Origin of the sequence: Streptomyces sp. CA-179760 (assembly GCF_050937045.1) — a bacterium.
In the GTDB taxonomy this organism is placed as follows: Bacteria; Actinomycetota; Actinomycetes; order Streptomycetales; family Streptomycetaceae; genus Streptomyces.
This window is the reverse complement of the sequence record NZ_JBNJLZ010000001.1, coordinates 3261276-3279693: the sequence shown is the minus strand read 5'-3', so window position 1 is coordinate 3279693 and position 18418 is coordinate 3261276. Positions and strand designations below refer to the sequence as shown.

Annotated in this window: 11 protein-coding genes and 4 pseudogenes; 9 read left to right on the top strand and 6 right to left on the bottom strand. The window is 70.2% G+C overall.

Going from position 1 to position 18418, the window contains the following annotated elements; translation table 11 throughout:
- The first annotated feature begins 14 nt into the window (after positions 1-14).
- The 4 genes and pseudogenes from ACQEV8_RS14655 to ACQEV8_RS14640 all read left to right on the top strand — a co-directional run bounded on the left by ACQEV8_RS14655 (position 15) and on the right by ACQEV8_RS14640 (position 4790).
- On the top strand, positions 15-623 hold the full coding sequence (locus tag ACQEV8_RS14655; RefSeq protein ID WP_432960234.1) for a hypothetical protein: 609 nt from the start codon (positions 15-17) through the stop codon (positions 621-623).
- 20 nt (positions 624-643) lie between these two features.
- Positions 644-2149 (top strand): CHAD domain-containing protein, encoded by a 1506-nt coding sequence (locus tag ACQEV8_RS14650; protein ID WP_432960232.1) that lies wholly within the window; start codon positions 644-646, stop codon positions 2147-2149.
- An 87-nt stretch (positions 2150-2236) separates the two neighbouring features.
- The gene (locus tag ACQEV8_RS14645; protein ID WP_432960230.1) at positions 2237-4201 is read left to right on the top strand and encodes a TIGR03960 family B12-binding radical SAM protein; all 1965 of its coding nucleotides are present in this window, start codon (positions 2237-2239) and stop codon (positions 4199-4201) included.
- Positions 4202-4270: 69 nt separating this feature from the next.
- Positions 4271-4790, top strand: a pseudogene (locus tag ACQEV8_RS14640) (GNAT family N-acetyltransferase).
- A 1-nt stretch (position 4791) separates the two neighbouring features.
- Here the strand turns inward: ACQEV8_RS14640 and ACQEV8_RS14635 are convergent.
- From ACQEV8_RS14635 to ACQEV8_RS14615, 5 genes and pseudogenes are all read right to left on the bottom strand, one after another.
- Positions 4792-6551: pseudogene (locus ACQEV8_RS14635) on the bottom strand (amylo-alpha-1,6-glucosidase).
- 77 nt (positions 6552-6628) lie between these two features.
- Positions 6629-7477: a carbohydrate ABC transporter permease gene (locus ACQEV8_RS14630; protein WP_432960228.1), complete on the bottom strand. Its 849-nt coding sequence runs from the start codon at positions 7475-7477 to the stop codon at positions 6629-6631.
- On the bottom strand, positions 7474-8445 hold the full coding sequence (locus tag ACQEV8_RS14625; protein ID WP_432960226.1) for a carbohydrate ABC transporter permease: 972 nt from the start codon (positions 8443-8445) through the stop codon (positions 7474-7476). The genes ACQEV8_RS14630 and ACQEV8_RS14625 overlap by 4 nt, the downstream gene beginning before the upstream one ends.
- A gap of 20 nt (positions 8446-8465) precedes the next feature.
- Positions 8466-9712: pseudogene (locus ACQEV8_RS14620) on the bottom strand (sugar ABC transporter substrate-binding protein).
- Positions 9713-9895: 183 nt separating this feature from the next.
- Positions 9896-10942 (bottom strand): LacI family DNA-binding transcriptional regulator, encoded by a 1047-nt coding sequence (locus ACQEV8_RS14615; RefSeq protein WP_432960224.1) that lies wholly within the window; start codon positions 10940-10942, stop codon positions 9896-9898.
- 380 nt (positions 10943-11322) lie between these two features.
- On the opposite strand from ACQEV8_RS14615, the gene ACQEV8_RS14610 reads away from it, so the two are divergent.
- Positions 11323-14967 (top strand): LamG-like jellyroll fold domain-containing protein, encoded by a 3645-nt coding sequence (locus tag ACQEV8_RS14610; protein ID WP_432960222.1) that lies wholly within the window; start codon positions 11323-11325, stop codon positions 14965-14967.
- Between the two features lie 111 nt (positions 14968-15078).
- Here ACQEV8_RS14610 and ACQEV8_RS14605 read toward each other — a convergent pair whose 3' ends face one another.
- Positions 15079-15768 (bottom strand): GAF and ANTAR domain-containing protein, encoded by a 690-nt coding sequence (locus ACQEV8_RS14605; RefSeq protein ID WP_432960220.1) that lies wholly within the window; start codon positions 15766-15768, stop codon positions 15079-15081.
- Positions 15769-15902: 134 nt separating this feature from the next.
- On the opposite strand from ACQEV8_RS14605, the gene ACQEV8_RS14600 reads away from it, so the two are divergent.
- The 4 genes and pseudogenes from ACQEV8_RS14600 (at position 15903) to ACQEV8_RS14585 (ending at position 18402) form a co-directional block, all read left to right on the top strand.
- A complete protein-coding gene (locus tag ACQEV8_RS14600; protein WP_432960218.1) occupies positions 15903-16400 on the top strand; it encodes a DUF2975 domain-containing protein in 498 nt (165 codons plus the stop codon).
- Positions 16400-16617 (top strand): annotated as a pseudogene (locus ACQEV8_RS14595) (helix-turn-helix domain-containing protein). Before ACQEV8_RS14600 ends, ACQEV8_RS14595 begins: the two are co-directional and overlap by 1 nt.
- Before the next feature lie 25 nt (positions 16618-16642).
- Entirely contained in the window at positions 16643-17113 is a 471-nt protein-coding gene (locus tag ACQEV8_RS14590) for a GNAT family N-acetyltransferase (protein WP_432960216.1), read from the top strand.
- 98 nt (positions 17114-17211) lie between these two features.
- Positions 17212-18402 (top strand): hypothetical protein, encoded by a 1191-nt coding sequence (locus ACQEV8_RS14585; RefSeq protein ID WP_432960214.1) that lies wholly within the window; start codon positions 17212-17214, stop codon positions 18400-18402.
- Positions 18403-18418: the final 16 nt, after the last annotated feature.

Below are 18418 nucleotides of genomic sequence, written 5' to 3'. Positions count from 1 at the left end.
AACGGGGGAGCGGAATGTCCGGGGAGTTCGTGGCCCGGTGTCCGGTGACCGAGGAACTGGTGAGCCATCTCCTCGCACTGGCGGAGCTGGACCTGACCGATGACGACGCCATCGAGGCGCGGATGCGTGAGGCCGGCTGGCCCGACTGGTCGAAGGCGGTGCGGGGACCGGCGTACGAGGACACACCCGATGTCCCCGACGCCACCCACGTCACCCCGCAGGGCCACTTCGTCACCTGCGACGGCGACGGCTCGCTCTACCTGCCGTTCGCCTACCTCTACTCGGTCGACGGCGGCCTGCTCGACGAGGACTGCTGGGGCCCCCTTCCCGGCTGGACCAGCGAGGAGGGCGCCTGGCGACCGGAGTTCGACGCCCACTACGGAACCGTCGTGCGGCGCTTCACCGAGAGGCTTGGGCTGCCGGACCACGACATCCGGCAGCCCAGGTACGACACCCGGTACGTCAGCTGGCGCCTGGAACACAACGTGCTGATCGTCGGACAGGGCCCGGAGCCACTGTCGTACCACCAGTTCGAGGACGCCCACGTGTACCTCGTCTCCCGCACGGCGAAGGACGCGCCGTTCCCGGACGGCGAGGAGATGCGGGCTCTGCTGACGGCCTGACGTGACGCTAGATTTGTTTCATGGCGGAGACGAAACGCGAGATCGAGCGCAAGTACGAATCCGATGAGAGCGGGCTACCCGACCTGACCGGCGTTGCCGGGGCCGCGGCCTTTGTCGGCAAGGGTGTCGCCCACCTCGACGCCACCTACTACGACACAGTCGACGAACGCCTCGCCGCGTCGTCCGTCACCCTGCGCCGCCGCACCGGCGGCTCCGACTCCGGCTGGCATCTGAAGTTCCCGGTCGCCCCGGGCGTCCGCGACGAGCTGCACGCCCCGCTCTCCGACACCCTCCCCGAGGAACTCGCCGGGCTCGTCCGCTCCCGCGTCCGAGGCACCGAGCTGCTGCCCGTGGTCCGGCTGCGCTGCGAGCGTGACGTACGCCACCTCGTGGACGCCGACGGCGGGCTGCTCGCCGAGGTCGCCGTCGACGCCGTACACGCCGAGCGGCTCACGGCCGGCGGCGGCGAGGCACAGTGGACCGAGATCGAGGTGGAACTCGCCGACGGCGGCGACCCGGCCCTGCTCGACAAGGTGGAGAAACGGCTGCGCAAGGCGGGCGTACGGCCCTCGGCGTCGGCGTCCAAGCTGGCCCGCGCCCTCGCGGAGACGGTGCCGGCCAAGAAGCGCCCGGCTGCCTCCGCCGGGAAGCCGGTCACCGCCGGGGACCATGTGCTCGCCTATGTGCGCACCCAGCGCGACGCGGTCGTCGAGCTCGACCCGGCCGTCCGCCGGGACGCCGAGGACTCCGTGCACAGCATGCGCGTGGCCACCCGACGGCTGCGCAGCACCTTCAAGTCGTTCGGCGAGGTCCTCGACCGTGAGGTCACCGACCCGGTCGGCGACGAGCTGAAGTGGCTGGCCGGCGAGCTGGGCCTGGACCGGGACCGGGAAGTGCTGACCGAGCGGCTGACGGCGGCCCTCGACGGGGTGCCCGCCGGCCTGGTCCGCGGCCCGGTGCCGGAGCGGATCAACTCTTGGTCGAGCGCCGAGCACGACGGGGCCCGCGGCAAGCTCCTCGGCATCCTGGACTCCCGCCGCTACCTCGCCCTGCTCGACACCCTGGACGCACTGATCGCCGACCCGCCGCTCCTGAAGGCAGCCGGCAGGAAACCTCGCAAGGTGATCGCCAAAGCCGTCAAGAAGGACTTCCGCAAGGTCACCGGGCTGGTCCAGCAGGCACGGGAACTGGAGCCCGGCACCGACCGTGACGTCGCGATCCACGAGGCCCGCAAGAAGACCAAGCGCACCCGCTACGCGGCCGAGGCCGGTAAACCGGCCCTCGGCAAGCCGGCCAAGCACCTGGTCAAGTCCATGAAAGCGCTGCAGAACCTGCTCGGCGAGCACCAGGACAGTGTGATGGCCCGGCAGATCCTCCGCGAACTGTCGGCGGTCGCCCACGCGGCGGGGGAGAGCGCCTTCACCTACGGCCTGCTCCACGAGAGGGAGGAGCAGCGGGCCGCGCGTGTGGAGGCCGAACTGCCCGGTTTCTGGGACGGGATCAAGGACGGGACGGCCGGTCTCTGAGCCTCGGGCGTACGGAGACGCCCCGCGATCACGTTAGGCTGGATGGTCACCCCTGTCAGTACAGTCCAGCCCACGAAGGTGCGCGACATGCCTGCCGAAGTCGCTGCGTCGGTCTTCCCGCAGCTCGAAGCTCTGCTCCCGCATGTGCAGAAGCCGATCCAGTACGTCGGCGGGGAGCTCAACTCCACGGTCAAGGAGTGGGACTCCTGTGACGTCCGCTGGGCGCTCATGTACCCGGACGCCTACGAGGTCGGTCTCCCCAACCAGGGCGTCATGATCCTCTACGAGGTCCTGAACGAGCAGCAGGGCGTCCTCGCCGAGCGCACCTACAGCGTGTGGCCGGACCTCGAGGAGCTCATGCGGGAGCACGCCGTCCCGCAGTTCACGGTGGACAGCCACCGGCCGGTCAAGGCCTTCGACGTGTTCGGCCTGTCCTTCTCCACGGAGCTGGGCTACACGAACATGCTGGCCGCCCTCGACCTGGCCGGTATCCCGCTGGAGTCCAAGGACCGCGGCCTGGACGACCCGATCGTCCTGGCCGGCGGCCACGCGGCGTTCAACCCCGAGCCGATCGCCGACTTCATCGACTGCGCGGTGATCGGCGACGGCGAGCAGGCGGTCCTGGAGATCACCGCGATCATCCGCGCCTGGAAGGCGGAGGGCCGCCCCGGCGGCCGCGAGGAACTCCTCTTCCGCCTCGCCCGGACGGGCGGGGTCTACGTCCCCGGCTTCTACGACGTCGAGTACCTGCCGGACGGCCGGATCGCCCGTGTCGTACCAAAGCGCAGTGGTGTCCCGTGGCGGGTCTCCAAGCACACCGTCATGGACCTGGACGAGTGGCCGTACCCCAAGCAGCCCCTGGTCCCGCTGGCCGAGACGGTCCATGAGCGCATGTCGGTGGAGATCTTCCGCGGCTGCACCCGCGGCTGCCGTTTCTGCCAGGCCGGCATGATCACCCGCCCGGTCCGCGAGCGCTCCATCACGGGCATCGGCGACATGGTCGACAAGGGCCTGAAGGCGACGGGCTTCGAGGAGGTGGGCCTGCTGTCCCTCTCCTCGGCGGACCACACGGAGATCGCCGACGTGGCCAAGGGCCTGGCGGACCGCTACGAGGAGGACAAGATCGGCCTGTCCCTCCCCTCCACCCGCGTGGACGCCTTCAACATCGACCTGGCGAACGAGCTGACGAGGAACGGCCGCCGCTCCGGCCTCACCTTCGCCCCCGAGGGCGGCTCGGAACGCATCCGCAAGGTCATCAACAAGATGGTCTCCGAGGACGACCTGATCCGCACGGTCTCCACCGCCTACGGCAACGGCTGGCGCCAGGTGAAGCTGTACTTCATGTGCGGCCTGCCCACCGAGACCGACGACGACGTCCTCCAGATCGCCGACATGGCGACCAAGGCCATCGCCAAGGGCCGCGAGGTCTCCCGCGCCAACGACATCCGCTGCACGGTCTCGATCGGCGGCTTCGTCCCCAAGCCCCACACGCCCTTCCAGTGGGCCCCGCAGCTCTCCGCCGAGGAGACGGACGCCCGGCTGCAGAAGCTGCGGGACAAGATCCGCGGCGACAAGAAGTACGGCCGCTCCATCGGCTTCCGCTACCACGACGGCAAGCCGGGCATCGTCGAAGGCCTGCTCTCCCGCGGCGACCGCCGCATCGGCGCGGTCATCCGCGCGGTCTACGACGACGGCGGCCGCTTCGACGGCTGGCGCGAGCACTTCTCGTACGACCGCTGGATGGCGTGCGCCGAGAAGACGCTGCCGGGGTTCGGGGTCGACGTCGACTGGTACACCACCCGTGAGCGCACCTACGAGGAGGTCCTCCCCTGGGACCACCTCGACTCCGGCCTGGACAAGGACTGGCTCTGGGAGGACTGGCAGGACTCCCTCGACGAGACCGAGGTCGAGGACTGCCGGTGGACGCCGTGCTTCGATTGTGGGGTGTGTCCGCAGATGGACACGGAGATCCAGATCGGCCCGACCGGGAAGAAGCTGTTGCCCCTGACGGTCAAGAACGCGGCGCCTGCGGCCGGCGGGCACGTGCACTGAGGTGAGCGGCGCCGTCGCACGGGTGAGGGATGCCCTGGCGGGGGCGAGGGACGAAGAGATGGCCGCGGCGTGAACACCATCGAGGCCCAGGCCATCGGCGTCAGTCGGCTGGACCTGCTGCCGCTGTACGTCGATCATGCCGAGGAGATGGCCGCGGTGCTGGCCGACCCCGCCCTGCACACCTTCATCGGTGGCATGCCGGACACCCCGCAGAGCCTGCGCTCGCGCTACGCGCGCTTGACCGCGGGCTCTCCCGACCCGGCCGTCTCCTGGCTGAACTGGGTGATCCGGCTCCGTGACGAGTCCTGTCTGGCGGGCACCGTCCAGGCCACGGTCAGCCCTTCCGGCCACGGCCTCTTCGCCGAGGTCGCCTGGGTGGTGGGGACCCCGTGGCAGGGAAAGGGGCATCGCCACCGAGGCGGCCCGAGGACTCGTCGACTGGCTCTGCCGGCAGCCGGTGCACACGGTCATCGCCCACATCCACCCCGAACATCGGGCATCCGCGGCCGTCGCCACTGCCGCCGGGCTCACGCCCACCGACGAAGGGCGCGACGGCGAGATCCGATGGCAGCGGAGCAGCGGGCGGTGACTCAACGTCCAGAAACGGAAACCCGACCTTGGCCGGCGGCCGCTTCCGCGAGGAGGAGATAGCTGCTGGCGGTCCATGTGTAGGCGCGGTCCCTGAGGCCCGTGCCCGCCAGGGCGTCGAAGTTCTCGGCGAAGCCATGGGTCTCGCACAGGGTGCGGAAGCGGGCGCTGATGTCGGCCGCCAGCCGGTGGTGGCCGGCCCGGCGCAGGCCGTCTTCGATGAGGACCGTGGCGGGGGCCCAGATCGGGCCGCGCCAGTAGCCGTCGGACAGGTAGTGCGGTGAGGTCGGCAGCTCGGTGGCCAGGCCGTGGGGGGTCAGGTGCGCCGCGATGCGGTCGGCCAGGATGTCGCTGATCCGGGCCGGGAGGTGCTCGCCCAGCACGATGGGCATCAGGTCGAGGAGGCCGGCGCTGTGCCAGGTGTTCCCGCTGCCAACGCCCCGGGCGGCGAACCGGTCCTCGCCGGTCCAGAGTTCTTCGAGCAGGGCCGTCTGGGTGGACTCGGCGGTCCGGGTCCAGCGGTGGGCGTCGTCCGGTCTGTCCAAGTGCGCGGCCAGGGCGGCGAGTTCGTGCAGCTGGAGGATGAGGAAGGCGGCCAGGTCGGCGGTGACGACCACGCGTTCGGGGTCGAAGGTGGTGGCGTTGTCCCAGCCGCTGTCGTTGCCGTGGTGGTAGTGGGGGAGCGCCGCGCCGGGGGTGCGCCGGGCGGTGAGCCAGAAGGTCGTCCAGCGTTCCAGCCGGTCGTAGGTCTCGGCCAGTTCAGTGCGGTCGGGGGTGTGGGCAGGCGGCGGCGCAGGTGGCCGAGGGCCCAGCCGTGGATGGGCGGTTTGACGAAATTGTGCAGGACCTCGGAGTGGGTCACCGAGTCGGGCAGCGCCCCGGTCTCGTCCTGGTGGTCGAAGGGCAGGTGGTACTGGTCCCAGGCCAGTTCGGGGCAGCCGGGGGCCAGGGCGAGCGCGTTGAAGCAGTGGTCCCAGCTCCAGACCTTGTCCATCCAGTGTTTGGACATGAGGACGGCGGGGCGGGGGACCAGTCCGGCCGGGCGTACGGTCGCGGACCAGACGACGTAGGCGGCGAGTTCGGCGGCCGGGGTGGCCGAGGAGCGCCAGGGGGCCACCGCGTCGGCGAAGTCCGCGAAGGCGTTCCGCGCCGTCTCGGCGATCTTGCCGAAGAGTGACGTCGATACGTACGGCGGGCGGGCCGTGTCGAGTTCCTCGACCGCGATCTCCCAGGGGTCGTCCGGGCCGGCGGTGACGGTGAGGCCGCGGTCGGCGGTGCCCAGGGCCTGGTCGCCGTAGGTGTGGGCCACCGTGCCGGACAGGACGGTGACGCGGTAGCGGCGTCCGGTCTCGTACGAGGTGAAGACGTATGCGTCGGTGGCCGCGTCGCGGAAGAAGTACGTGCCGCTGAAGGGGGTCAGGGTGTGGGCGGACGCGGAGACGCGCAGCGACAGTGCCGTGCCGCGCAGACGGACGGTGTCCGGCGACTCGTAGGCGAGGTCGATGCGGCCTGGCCTGTTGATGCCGATCCAGCTCAGCAGGGCGGGAGTGGCCTCCACCCGGGTCTCGGCCCGCTCGCCCGTCGCCCGGTCGAGCGGCGTCAGGCTCAGGACGGCGTGCATGCCGTTCTGGTGCGAGACGAGGTGGAGGTCTTCGGCGTACGTCTTCTCCGCCACCACGGGGGAGATGTCGAACCAGGATCCGTACGTGCTGAACGGGATGTCCTGGACGGAGAAGGCCGGGCCGGAGCGGTCGGCGGTCATGAAGGGGCACTCGTTTCTCGAGCAGGGATCGTGTGGGGGCCGGTTCGTGACCGCGTCGTGGGTCCTGGACCGCACCGTCAGTCCTTGACCGCACCGGCTGTCACGCCGGCGGCGACGTAGCGCTGGGCCAGGACGAGGATGACCGCGGCCGGCAGCGAGGCCACGACGGCGGTCGCCATGATGGCGTTCCACTCCTGGTTGTTGTTGCCGATGTAGTGGTAGATGCCGAGAGTGATCGGCTCCCGCGCGCCGCCGTTGACCAGGGTGCTGGCGAAGACGAAGTCGGACCAGGACCACAGGAACGCGAAGAGCGACACGGTGACGACGGCGTTGCGGCTCATCGGCAGGACGATCGAGCGGAAGGTGCGCCAGGGGCCGGCACCGTCCGTCTTCGCCGCCTGGAGCAGTTCGCCCGGGATGCCGGACATGAACGCGGTGAAGATGAGGACCGCGAAGGGGACGGCCAGGGTGGAGTCGGCGACGATCAGGCCGGGGACGGACTGGAGCAGACCGAGCTGGAGGTAGATGGCGTAGAAGCCCATCGCCATGATGATGCCGGGGATCATCTGGGCGGTCAGGAGGAGGAAGCTCAGCACTCCGCCGCCGCGTGGGCGCAGTTTGGCCAGCGCGTAGCCGGCGGGGGCGGCCAGGGCCACGGTCAGGGCGACGGTGCCCAGGCCGATGACGAGGCTGGTGCCGAGGTAGGGCAACTGCTCGTCGAGGACGGTGCGGTAGCCGGCCAGGGTGCCGTGGACGGGGAAGAGGTCCGGCGGGGATTTGCGCATGTCCTGGTCGCGGGTGAGGGACACGTTCAGCATCCAGTAGACCGGGAAGAGCATGATGGCGGTCAGCAGGACGCCTATGGTCGTCTTGCCCCAGGTACGTGTGGTCGTCTTTCCCTGTGTGCGCTTGCCGCTTCGGGTCATGAGAGCGCCTGCTTTCTCTGCACCCGGACGTAGACCAGGCCGAACACCAGGGCGGCCACCACGAGCAGGTTGCCGACGGCCGCGCCCGGACCGAAGGCGGGCAGCAGGTTGCCGAAGCCCAGCTGGTAGGACCAGGTGGCGAAGGTCGTGGACGCTCCCGCGGGGCCGCCCTTGGTCATGATCCAGATGATGTCGAAGACCTTGAGCGTGTAGACCAGCCCGAGCAGCAGGGTGATCGCGGACACCGGGCGCAGCAGCGGGAAGGTGATGCTCCAGAACCGCCGCCAGGGGCCTGCCCCGTCGAGGGCGGCGGCCTCGTACAGGCCGGCCGGGATGGACTGCAGGCCGCTGTAGAGGACGACCAGGTTGAACGGGATGCCGATCCAGATGTTGGCGATGATCACGGAGGTGAGCGACCAGGACGGCGAGGTCAGCCAGTTCACCGGGTCCACGCCGACGGCGCTCAGCAGAGCGTTGACCACACCGGAGTCGCTGTTGAGCATCCACGACCAGGTGGAGGCCGACACGATCAACGGCAGCAGCCAGGGCACCAGGAACAGGGCCCGCAGCGTGGCCGAGAGCCGGAAGTGCTGGTGGAAGAAGACCGCGAGCGCCAGGCCGATGACGTACTGGAAGACCAGGCACACGACGGTGAACACCACGGTGTGGAGCAGAGCGGGTGCGAAGGCCGGGTCGTCGAAGACGGTCCGGTAGTTGTGCAGGCCGGTGAAGGGCGCGTCGCCCTGGACGAAGGAGCGCACGGTGTAGTCGCGCAGGCTCAGGTCGATGTTGCGGTAGAGGGGATAGGCGTAGAAGAGGACGAGGTACAGCGTCACCGGGGTGAGGAAGGCCCAGGCGGCCCACTGCTGGGAGCGGGCGCGGCGTCGTGCCGGGGGCGGCGCGGCCGGGGCCGCGCCGCTGTGACCGGGTGCGGGCCGCAGCTGCGGCACTTGGGTGGCGTGGCTCATCGATGGGCCCCGGTGCACGGTCACTTGGCCGCGGACTGGGCGGTGGTGAGCGCGTCCTTCGGTGACTTGGAGCCGCTGAGGGCGGACTGCACGGCCTTCCACAACTGCTCGGAGATCTTGGGGTACTTGATGCCCAGGTCGTCGCTGGTGCGGCCCTTGGCCGACTTGACCGCGTCCACCCACGGCTCCAGCGCGGGGTCGGCCGCCACCTGCTTCTTCTGGACCTCGGCGGTGGGTGCGACGTAGGAGAGGGTGGTGTCGGTGTCGTACAGGTTCTTCGTGCTGGTCAGACAGGTCGTGAGCTTGCGGGTGGTGGCGTAGCGGCCGGTGTCGCTCTGCACCGGGACGGTGACGAACTCGCCGCCCGTCGGGGCCGCGGCACTGCCTCCCTTGGCGGCGGGGACGGGCAGGACACCGAAGTCGAAGCCCGCCTTCTTGGCGGCCGCGAGCTGCCAGGTGCCGTTCTCCGCGAAGGCGTAGTCGCCGGTGGCGAACTCCTGCCAGCTGGTGGTCTGGGTGTTGTTCAGCACCGAGTTGGGCGCGTATCCCTGTCCAGCCACTCCTTCCAGAGGGAGAGCGCGGAGGCGGCGGCGGGCGAGTCGAGTGCGGTCAGCTCGGCTCCGGAGCCCCAGAACCACGGCAGGAACTGGAAGCTGCCCTCCTCGGTGCCGATCGCGGAGAAGGTGATGCCCTTCTTCCCGGCGTCCTTGACCTTGGCCAGTGCCGTCGTCAGCGATTTCCAGTCCTTGACCGAGGCTATGTCCACCCCGGCGTCCTTCAGGACCTTCTTGTTGTAGTAGAGGGCGAGGGTGTTGGCGCCGATCGGGGTGCCGTAGGTCTTGCCGCCCGACTGGCCGGCCGCGAGCAGGTTGGGGTCCACGGCAGAGGTGTCGAGCTTGCTCTCGTCGGTCGTGGTGAGCACGCCCGCCTCGGCCAGGGTCGACACCACCGGGTTGTCGACGATGAGGACGTCGGGGGAGTTGCCCTGCTGCGCCGCGAGCAGCGTCTTGTTGGCCAGGTCGCTGGTGTCGAAGCCGGTCCGCTTGACCTTCACTCCGGCCTCGCTGCCGCAGGCGTCCAGCAGCTTCACCCACGCGGAGCCCTTGGCGAACTGCGGGTACGGGTCCCAGATGGTGTAGGTGCCGCCGTCCGCAGCCTTGGTCCCGGTGCCTGCCGAGCCGGAGCCGCAGGCGGTGGCGGTGGTGGCGACGGCCAGGGCGGTCAGGGCCGCGGCGGTCAGGCGGCGCCGTCTGGAGAAGCTGTTCATCGCGGGGTCCTTTGTGTCGGGCGTGCGGGTCTGTCGGGCATGCGGGTGCCGAGGCATGCGGTGCTGAGGCTGATTCCGGCCTGTGGGTGCCGAGGCGAGGACGTTGCCGGGGGGAGGGCTGAAAAGGGGAACTTGCCTGGGAAGGACTGAAAGGGGACGTTGCCGGGGGAGGATCGAGAAGGGTCAGGGCGCCGGATCGGCCCGGGTGCCCGGGGCGGGCGTCGCGCCCGCGGGCCCGGTGCTGGCCCGCAGGGAGATGGGCGGCGTGACGAGGTGGTGCCGGGGCGGGGCACCGGGGTGGCCGAGCCGCTCCACCAGCAGGTCGACGGCGAGCCGGCCCAGCTCGGCCGCGGGTACGTCCGCCGCGGTGAGCTGCGGGGTCACCGTCTCCGCCCAGCGGGCGGCCACGACCCCGGTGATGGAGAAGTCACGTGGCACATGGCGCCCGGCCTGGGCCAGCCCCCGGTAGAGACCGCCGAGGGCGGCCTCGTTCAGTGTGACCAGGGCGGTGGTGGCCGGATCGTCGTGCAGGATCCGTTCCACACACGCCTGGCCCGCGGCGGCGTCGTCCCCGCAGCAGTACGTCCGGACGGTCAGTCCACGCTCGGCCGCGGCTTTGGTGAAGCCGTCCAGGCCGCGCTGTGCGGACTCGTACCCGGCCCGCAGCAGCTGCTCCGGGCGGTTGACGAAGGCGATCCGGCGGTGGCCGAGATCCGCCAGGTGCTGGACGCACGCCGTGACGAGCGCGGTGTGGTCCAGGCCCACCCACCAGCTGCCTTCGGGGCGGGCGGTACGGCCGATGGCGACGGACGGGAAGTCCAGCGCGGCCAAGTGGTCCGCCCGGTCGTCCTCCAGCCTGATCTCCATCAGGATCGCGCCGTCGACCCGCCGCTCACCCAGCAGCCGCTGGAAGGAGCGGTCGCTGTCCACGCCGCTGGGGGACAGCAGCACGTCGTAGTCGTAGACCGCGGCGGCCTCCACCACGCTGCCGATGAAGTCCAGCTGCATTCCCGTGTAGTGGTTCCCGGCCGGCGGGAAGACCAGGCCGAGGGTGCTGGTCCGCCCGTTGGCCAGGGCGCGGGCGCTGGCGCTGGGCTGGTACCCCAGTTCGTCGACGACCTGCTGGATCTTCCGGCGCGTGTCCTCCGACACCGGGCGCTTGCCGCTCAGGGCGTAGGACACGGTGCTGCGCGAGACTCCGGCCCGGCGTGCGATCTCACCGATGTTCACGGCAACTCCTTGCTCGAACCGGTTCGACGTCGACCGGCCACTGTCGAACCGGTTCGCATGGAGGGAAGGTAGGAACTGCCCGGACGCCTGTCAACACCCGGAACGAACTTCGCAGGCCGGTCGCGACAGCCGACAAGATCCCGGTGTCGAAGGGATTGCTGGGCCGGTGTACCGGTGCTAGCTTCCCGAACCGGTTCGACGCGGCGATCCCGTTCCGGGCCTGCCCTCTCCTCCCCGGGTCCACCTCCGCCGTTCACCTCCTCATCCACCTCCGTCATCCACGTCCGCGCCTGCGCGCCCGGTCTGGATCGAACCGGTTCGATGATCGGTTCGACGCCTACGCAACGACCGCCCTTCCCCGACGATTGAGGACGCCATCCATGCCATCCGCTGACAGATTCACCCGGCGCCGGGCCCCGGCCGCCGTGGCGCTGACCCTCGGCGCCGGCCTCCTGGCCGCACCGGTGGCCCCCGCGCACGCGGCGGAGCCGCCCAGGCCTGCCGCCCGTTACACCTTCGACCAGGACGACATGGCCTCCGGGAAGATCGCCGACAGTTCCGGCAACGGCCTGACGGCGGACCTGGTCAACGGCTCCACCGCCCAGTCCGTCGCGGGCACGGAAGGAGGCAAGGCGCTGGCCCTGCCCGGCGGCGCGGCCGACTCCAGCGGCGCGTACGTCCGGCTGCCCCGCGCGGTGGTCGGCGACGCGGCCGACCTGACCGTCTCGGCCCGCGTGAAGTGGAGCGGTGACAAGTCGCCCTGGCAGCGGATCTTCGACCTGGGCACCAACACCACCAAGTACCTCTTCAGCACCCCGTACAACGGCAGCGGACTGTTCCAGACCTCCGTGACCACCGGCGGAGGGGGCGCGGAGGCGCAGGTCCGCGGTTACGCGCCGCTCCCCGCCGACGCGTGGCGAACCGTCACCGTCACCCTCGACACCTCCGCCGGCCGCCTCACCACCTACCTCGACGGCGTGGCGGTCTCCTCCGCCGAGACCGGCATCAAGGCCAGGGACCTGCTGGAGAGTTCGGCCACCGCCGCCGGGTACATCGGCAAGTCCCTCTACCCGGACCCCCTGCTCAAGGGCGCGATCGACGACTTCACCGTGTGGCACGCGGCGCTGAGTGCCGAGCAGGTGGCCGGTACGGTCGGTGCCGTGCCGACCGTCCAGGAGCTCTCGAAGACATCCTTCGAGGTCCGTACCACCACCGGGACCGCCCCGTCCCTCCCCACCGCCGCCCGCGCCTCCTTCTCCGACGGCTACGACCGGGACATACCGGTCACCTGGGACGCCGTGGCGTCCGAGAAGTACGCGAAGCCGGGGACGTTCACCGTCGCCGGGACCGCGGCGGGACGTGCGGTGAAGGCCACCGTCACCGTGGTCCGCGAGGGACAGCTCACCGTCGACCTCGGCTCGGACACCGGCGCGTTCCACGGCGGCGCCTCGGGCACGCTCTACGGCGTGTACGGACCGGACGTGCCCACCAACAACCTCATGGAGGGCATGGGCCTGCGCACGGTCTCCACCAAGGCGCAGGACGGCCCTCAGCACCCTGGTGCCGACGCGCTGGAAGTGGTCAAGCCGCTGGCCGACTCCACCGACGGCGATGTGTACATCTACATGACCGACATCCACCGCGGCTTCCCGTACCAGTGGCCCGGGGACACACCGGCGGAGAAGCTCAAGCTCTACCGGGAGAAGGTCGCCCAGCAGGTCGACCAGGTCCTCAAGCTGCCGAAGCAGTACCAGGACAACATCGTCTTCGTGCCGTTCAACGAGCCCGAGGGCAACATGTTCGGCACCGGCGAGTGGAGCTACGACAAGGTCAGCTGGCTCGACAAGCCCGACGCCTACTTCGCCGCCTGGGACGACTTCTACAAGCTCATCAAGGGCAAGATGCCCGAGGCCCGTATCGCCGGCCCCAACACCAGCGTCCTGTACGACCAGGTCAAGGGCTTCCTCACGCACACCCTGGCCGCCGGCACCCTCCCGGACGTCATCACCTGGCACGAGCTGAGCCACCCGGAGGCGGTGCGCGCGAGCGTCGCCAAGTACCGGGCGTGGGAGAAGGACCTGTTCAAGGGCACCGACAAGGCGGGGACCGAACTCCCCATCAACATCAACGAGTACGCCTTCAACTACCACACCTCGGTGCCCGGCCAGATGATCCAGTGGGTCTCCGCGATCGAGGAGTCCAAGGTCGACGCCGACATCGCGTACTGGAACATCGACGGCAACCTCTCCGACTCCGCGGTGCAGTCGAACCGCGGCAACGGCCAGTGGTGGCTGCTCAACTCCTACGCCTCGATGAGCGGCCACACCGTCAAGGTGACTCCGCCCTTCCCGGGCGAGAACTACACCATGCAGGGCGTCGCCACGCTCGACGAGAAGAAGAAGCAGGCCCGGCTGATCTTCGGCGGGTCCACCGGCAAGGGGCACATCACCTTCGGCAAGGTTCCGAAGAAGCTCTTCGGGGACCGTGTGCACGCCTGGGTCAAGGAGATCGACTGGAGCGGGCAGGTGGGCGACAACTCCGGCCCGAAGCTGCTCGCCGAGCGGAACCTGAAGGTCGGTGACGACGGCACGGTGGTCGTCGACTTCGGCGAGGGCGGCCTGCCGACGCTGAAGGAGTCCTCGGCGTACGAGATCGTCCTCAGCCCGGCCGGGAAGGCCAAGAGCACCCAGTCCCCGCCGGTGCGCTGGCAGGGCTCGTACGAGGCGGAGGACGCCGCCCACACCGGGTCCGGATGGTCGAAGAACGGTCCGGAGGGCTCGCCCAAGGACGTGTCGAAGTTCTACACCTCCGGCGGCTACGACGTGGGCGGACTGCGCACCGGCTCGGACGTCACCCTGGACTTCACCGTGGACGTGCCCGAGGACGGCACCTACGACCTGAACGTCTTCGCCAACTCCCTCAACACCTTCGACAAGGTGAAGGAGCAGGGGCCGACCAACGTGTTCCTGCGCGTGGACGGCAAGGCGGACGGCGAGCAGCAGCTGCACCTGCCGCTCGGCTACAAATGGGTCGTCTGGGATCACACCGGCACCAAGGTGAAGCTCACCAAGGGCAAGCACACCCTGACGCTCGCAGCGAAGAGCCTCGACGGCAAGCGCGCCACCCAGGGCGACGCCATCGTCGACCGCCTCACCCTGTCCCTGCCGGACGCCTCGGCCCGCACCCAGGTGTACGAGGGCGAGCTGGCCTGGCCGGCCGGCGGGGCGCGGCCGGTCTACGACCTGCCGAAGCAGTCGGGGTCGGGCGCGGTCCGGCTCGCGAAGGGCCAGACGGCCACGTTCTGGGTCTACTCACCCGCCGACCGCGAGGCCACCCTCAGGGCCGACACCCTCGGCGGCACCGGAGCCCGGCTCGCCGTCAACGGGCACGACGTCCTGCGGCTGGCCAAGAACCGGAGCAGCGTGGCCGTGTCCCTCTCGGGCGGCGTCAACAAGGTGACCGTGACCGGCGGCGCGGCCACGACCCTCCTCGACCGTCTGACGGTCACACCGACCGAGGGCAAGCTGCCGACGCGTACCTACGAGGCCGGTGACGCCGAGCTCGCGGGCTCGGCCGAGCTCACCCCGCTCTCCCTGGCCACCGACGGCACGGCGATCACGGGCATCGGCGGCGACCCCGGCAACGGCAACACCGCGACGTTCACCGTCACGGCCGACCGGGCCGGCCTGTACGCGCTCCGCGTCCGCTACTCCAACCCGGAGCAGTCCGAGGCCACGCACTACAACCCGGACCCGCTCGCCCGTCACGCCGACATCAGCGTCAACGGCGGCGCGCCGCGGCGCGTCGGCTTCCCGCACAGCTTCCACCAGAACAACTTCTGGGAGCTGACCGTCCCGGTCCAACTCAAGAAGGGGAGGAACACGATCGGCTTCCGCTCCGAGGAACTGCCGAACTACGACGGCACCACCTACGCCTCGGACACCTTCCCCGGAGTGCTGCTCCGCTCCCGCTACGCGCCGCTGATCGACCGGATCACGGTCGCGCGGTACTCGCGGGAAGACTGAGGGGTGAGGTCGGCCCTCGGGGGGACCCGCTGAACAAGCGGGGTCGGTACATCCCCCGGGGGACCGGCCCGGCCCAGGTTCCCCCGGTTCAGCCACGAGCTGGGGGAGCCGTCAGCCGAGGCGGCCGTGTTCGCAGACCCGCCGGGCGACCTCGCGGAGCTTGATGTTCTTCTCCTGGGAGAAGCGGCGCAGCACGTCGAAGGCCTCCTTCTCGGTGAGGTGGTGGCTGCCCATGAGGATGCCCATGGCCTCGCCGATGATGTGACGGGTGGCTACGGCCTGCTCCAGCTGGGCGTGGCTGCGGGCGCTGGAGAAGGCGACGGCGGCGTGCGAGGCCAGCAGCCAGCCCGCCGTCTCGCTGTCCTCAGTGAAGGACCCCGGGCGGCCGGAGTAGAGGTTGAGAGCGCCGAGATCCTCGTCCTCGGTGTACAGCAGGAAGCCCATCATGCTGCCCACGCCCAGGTCACGGGCCTGCTCGGCGTACGCGGGCCAGCGCGGCTGCTCATCGGTGAAGTCGGTGATGCGGTACACCCGCTCCGCTGTGCCGCTGCGGGCCGCGTCGAAGCAGGGGCCCTCCGCCAGGCGCTCCTGCAACTGGTCGCTCTTGACGACCAGGTCGGCCGTGGGAGCGAGTGTCTCCACCCGTTTGCCGTGCAGGAGGAGGATGCCGGCCGCGTCGCATCCCGCCACGAGCTTCGTGGCCGACTCGGTGATGTGCTCGAGAGTGGCGTCGACCGATTCCTGGGCGAGCAGATCCCGCGCCATGGCGGCCATCTGCTGGGCGAACACGCGCCATTCCACAGTGGTTCTCCCTCGGTCGTCGCCTCGGCGTGCTCTCTGTCCACGTTGCCACGTTTCCCCAGGGCGAGCCGCCCCATTGCGTTATCTATCGAATCTCGATAGATTTTCATCGTAGATCGATCGAAGGAGTGGCGATGGGGAAGCTGGCCGTGGCGGCGTTGCGTGGGGTGCTCGGGGTGCTGCTCGCCGGGTCGCTGTTCGTGCAGGCGGTGATGGTGCCGCTGCTGGCCGCCGATCTGGGTGGCCTGAACCCGGATCACGCATACCTGCGCACCCCGCTCCTCGTGATCACGATCCTCGGTATCGTGACGGCCCAGGTCGTTGTGGTCTGCGTGTGGCGGCTGGTGACGATGGTGCGCCGCGGGACGGTGTTCTCCACCGCCGCCTTCCGGTACGTGCACATCGTGATCGGCGCGTTCGTGGCGGCCGCCCTGCTGGTCTTCGCCCTCGCGGTCGTTCTCGCGCCCGGCGAGGCCGTCGCTCCCGGGGTGGTCCTGCTGCTGTGCGGGGTCGTCGTGGCCGTGCTGGGCGTCGCGCTGGTCGTGCTCGTACTGCGCGTGCTGCTCGCGCAGGCCGTCGCACGCGACATCGAGGCGGCCCGGATGCGGGCCGAGTTGGAAGAGGTCATCTGATGGCGATCGCCGTCGACATCGACGTGATGCTGGCCAAACGGAAGATGTCCGTGGGCGAGCTCGCGGAACGCGTCGGCATCACCCCCGCCAACCTGGCGGTCCTCAAGAACGGCCGCGCCAAGGCAGTCCGTTTCTCCACGCTCGCCGCGCTCTGCGAAGTGCTGGAGTGCCAGCCGGGGACCTGCTGCGCTGGGAGTCCGACGGCGTGGACGGGTGAAGCAGCCGCTCGACACAATGCGGTGATGGAGAACATCAGCATCCGGCCCGCCCGGCCGCGCGAACAGGCCGCCGTCGCCGGGCTTCGCTGGGACTGGCTCGTCGAGAACGGCGACGAGGGCCTCGGAGAACGCGAGGAGTTCGTGCGGCAGTTCGTCGGATGGGCCCGGGAGAACACCGCATCGCATCGGTGCATGGTGGTCGTGCGCGACGACACGGTGGTCATCGGCATGGCATGGCTGGCCGTGGTGCAGCGGGTGCCCACACCACGAGCGCCGCGACGCGCCTCCGGCGATCTGCAGTGCGTGTACGTCCTGCCCGAGGCGCGGGACGGAGGGCTGGGCGGACGGCTCATCCAGGCGGTACTGGACCGGGCCCAGGAGCTCGGGCTGGAGCGGGTCACCGTGCACTCGACCCCGCGGGCGATCCCCGCGTACGCCCGGCGCGGTTTCCAGGAGTCGCCCCGGCTGCTGCAGGCTCGGGTCGAGGGCGGGTGACTCTTGTGATCAGGGCGCCAGGTGGAGGATCCGCGGGAGAACGGGGCGGGACTGTGCGGTGCTGCATCCGGACGGGGCGTTGAGGCGTCTTCGACGGTATGGATCTGGAGAAACCGGCCCGAGAGGGCTCCGAGGCGCGTGTCGATCTGCGCAAGAGAGCGCCCGAACCGACCGCGCCGCCTGTACGTGAGGGCGCCGCGCCCGAAGGGTGTCTCGCCGTCGCGATCCGGATTCCCGTGCGGATCGTGGTGCTCGTGCTGGTCGTCCCCGTGCGGATGGTGTGGGACGCGCTCGTCGTGGCCGGGCGGTTCTTGAACGACGCGCTGTTCCGGCCGGTGGGGCGGGCGCTGCTGTGGCTCGGGCGGGCGGTGTTCGTCTGGCCGTTCGTGGGGCTGTGGCGGTACGTCGTGGTGCCGGTGGGCAAGGCCCTCGGGTGGCTCGGGAACGTCCTCGTGGTGGTGCCGCTGGTGTGGCTGTACCGGTGGGTGCTGACGCCCGTGGGGCACGCGATCATGTGGCTCGTCACAGGGGTCGCCAGGGGTGTCGCGGCCGCCCTCGGCTGGGTGTACGCGTATCTGCTCGCACCCGTCGGGCGTGCCCTGATGTGGGTCCTCAAGGGGCTCGGCGCCGTGCTCGCCGCGATCGGGATCGGCGCGTACACGGTCCTGGCGTGGCTCACCCGGTATCTCCTCGTCGTCCCCGCCGTGTCGTTGTACACCTGGGTGCTCGCACCCGTCGGGCGCGCGATCGCCTGGTGCGGCAAGAAACTCGTGTGGCTGGTGAGCGCGATCGTCACCGGCATCGGAATGGCCCTCTACTGGATCACCCGGATCCTGCTCGTCCTGCCCGCGCTCGCCCTCTGGCGCTGGGTTCTCGCCCCCGTCGGGCGGGTCCTCGCCGTCATCGGCCGGGAGGTGTGGGACGCCCTCGGGCACGCGTGGCGCGTCGCCGGGCACATCTCGCTCGCCGTCGGGCGGTTCCTCGGCACCCTCTTCCGGTGGATCTTCGTCGAGCCGGTGCGGTGGGTGTACCGCAGCGTGCTGACACCGGTCGGACACGTCGTGCGGGACGCCGTCCTGCGGCCCGCCGCCGAAGCCGCCCGCAGCGTGGGGCGCGCCACCCGGCAGGCCCTGGCCTCCGCCCGGGATTCCGTACGAGAGGCGCGCGCCGACTTCCGGCGGCTGCTCTTCGGCGAGCCGCGGCAGCCGCGGCCGGTCGACCGCGGGGAACCTTTGGCGCGCGAGACACGTACTCTTGGTAGCAGTACGACCGCTCTCACGAAGGACTGAACGACACTGGGCAAGC

Bases quoted from the DNA above. Each gene is read 5' to 3' on its own strand.
- ACQEV8_RS14650 (WP_432960232.1), top strand. From the start codon at position 644: ATGGCGGAGACGAAACGCGAGATCGAGCGCAAGTACGAATCCGATGAG.
- ACQEV8_RS14585 (WP_432960214.1), top strand. From the start codon at position 17,212: ATGGATCTGGAGAAACCGGCCCGAGAGGGCTCCGAGGCGCGTGTCGAT.
- ACQEV8_RS14645 (WP_432960230.1), top strand. From the start codon at position 2,237: ATGCCTGCCGAAGTCGCTGCGTCGGTCTTCCCGCAGCTCGAAGCTCTG.
- ACQEV8_RS14590 (WP_432960216.1), top strand. From the start codon at position 16,643: ATGGAGAACATCAGCATCCGGCCCGCCCGGCCGCGCGAACAGGCCGCC.
- ACQEV8_RS14625 (WP_432960226.1), bottom strand. From the start codon at position 8,445: ATGAGCCACGCCACCCAAGTGCCGCAGCTGCGGCCCGCACCCGGTCAC.
- ACQEV8_RS14655 (WP_432960234.1), top strand. From the start codon at position 15: ATGTCCGGGGAGTTCGTGGCCCGGTGTCCGGTGACCGAGGAACTGGTG.
- ACQEV8_RS14600 (WP_432960218.1), top strand. From the start codon at position 15,903: ATGGGGAAGCTGGCCGTGGCGGCGTTGCGTGGGGTGCTCGGGGTGCTG.
- ACQEV8_RS14630 (WP_432960228.1), bottom strand. From the start codon at position 7,477: ATGACCCGAAGCGGCAAGCGCACACAGGGAAAGACGACCACACGTACC.
- ACQEV8_RS14610 (WP_432960222.1), top strand. From the start codon at position 11,323: ATGCCATCCGCTGACAGATTCACCCGGCGCCGGGCCCCGGCCGCCGTG.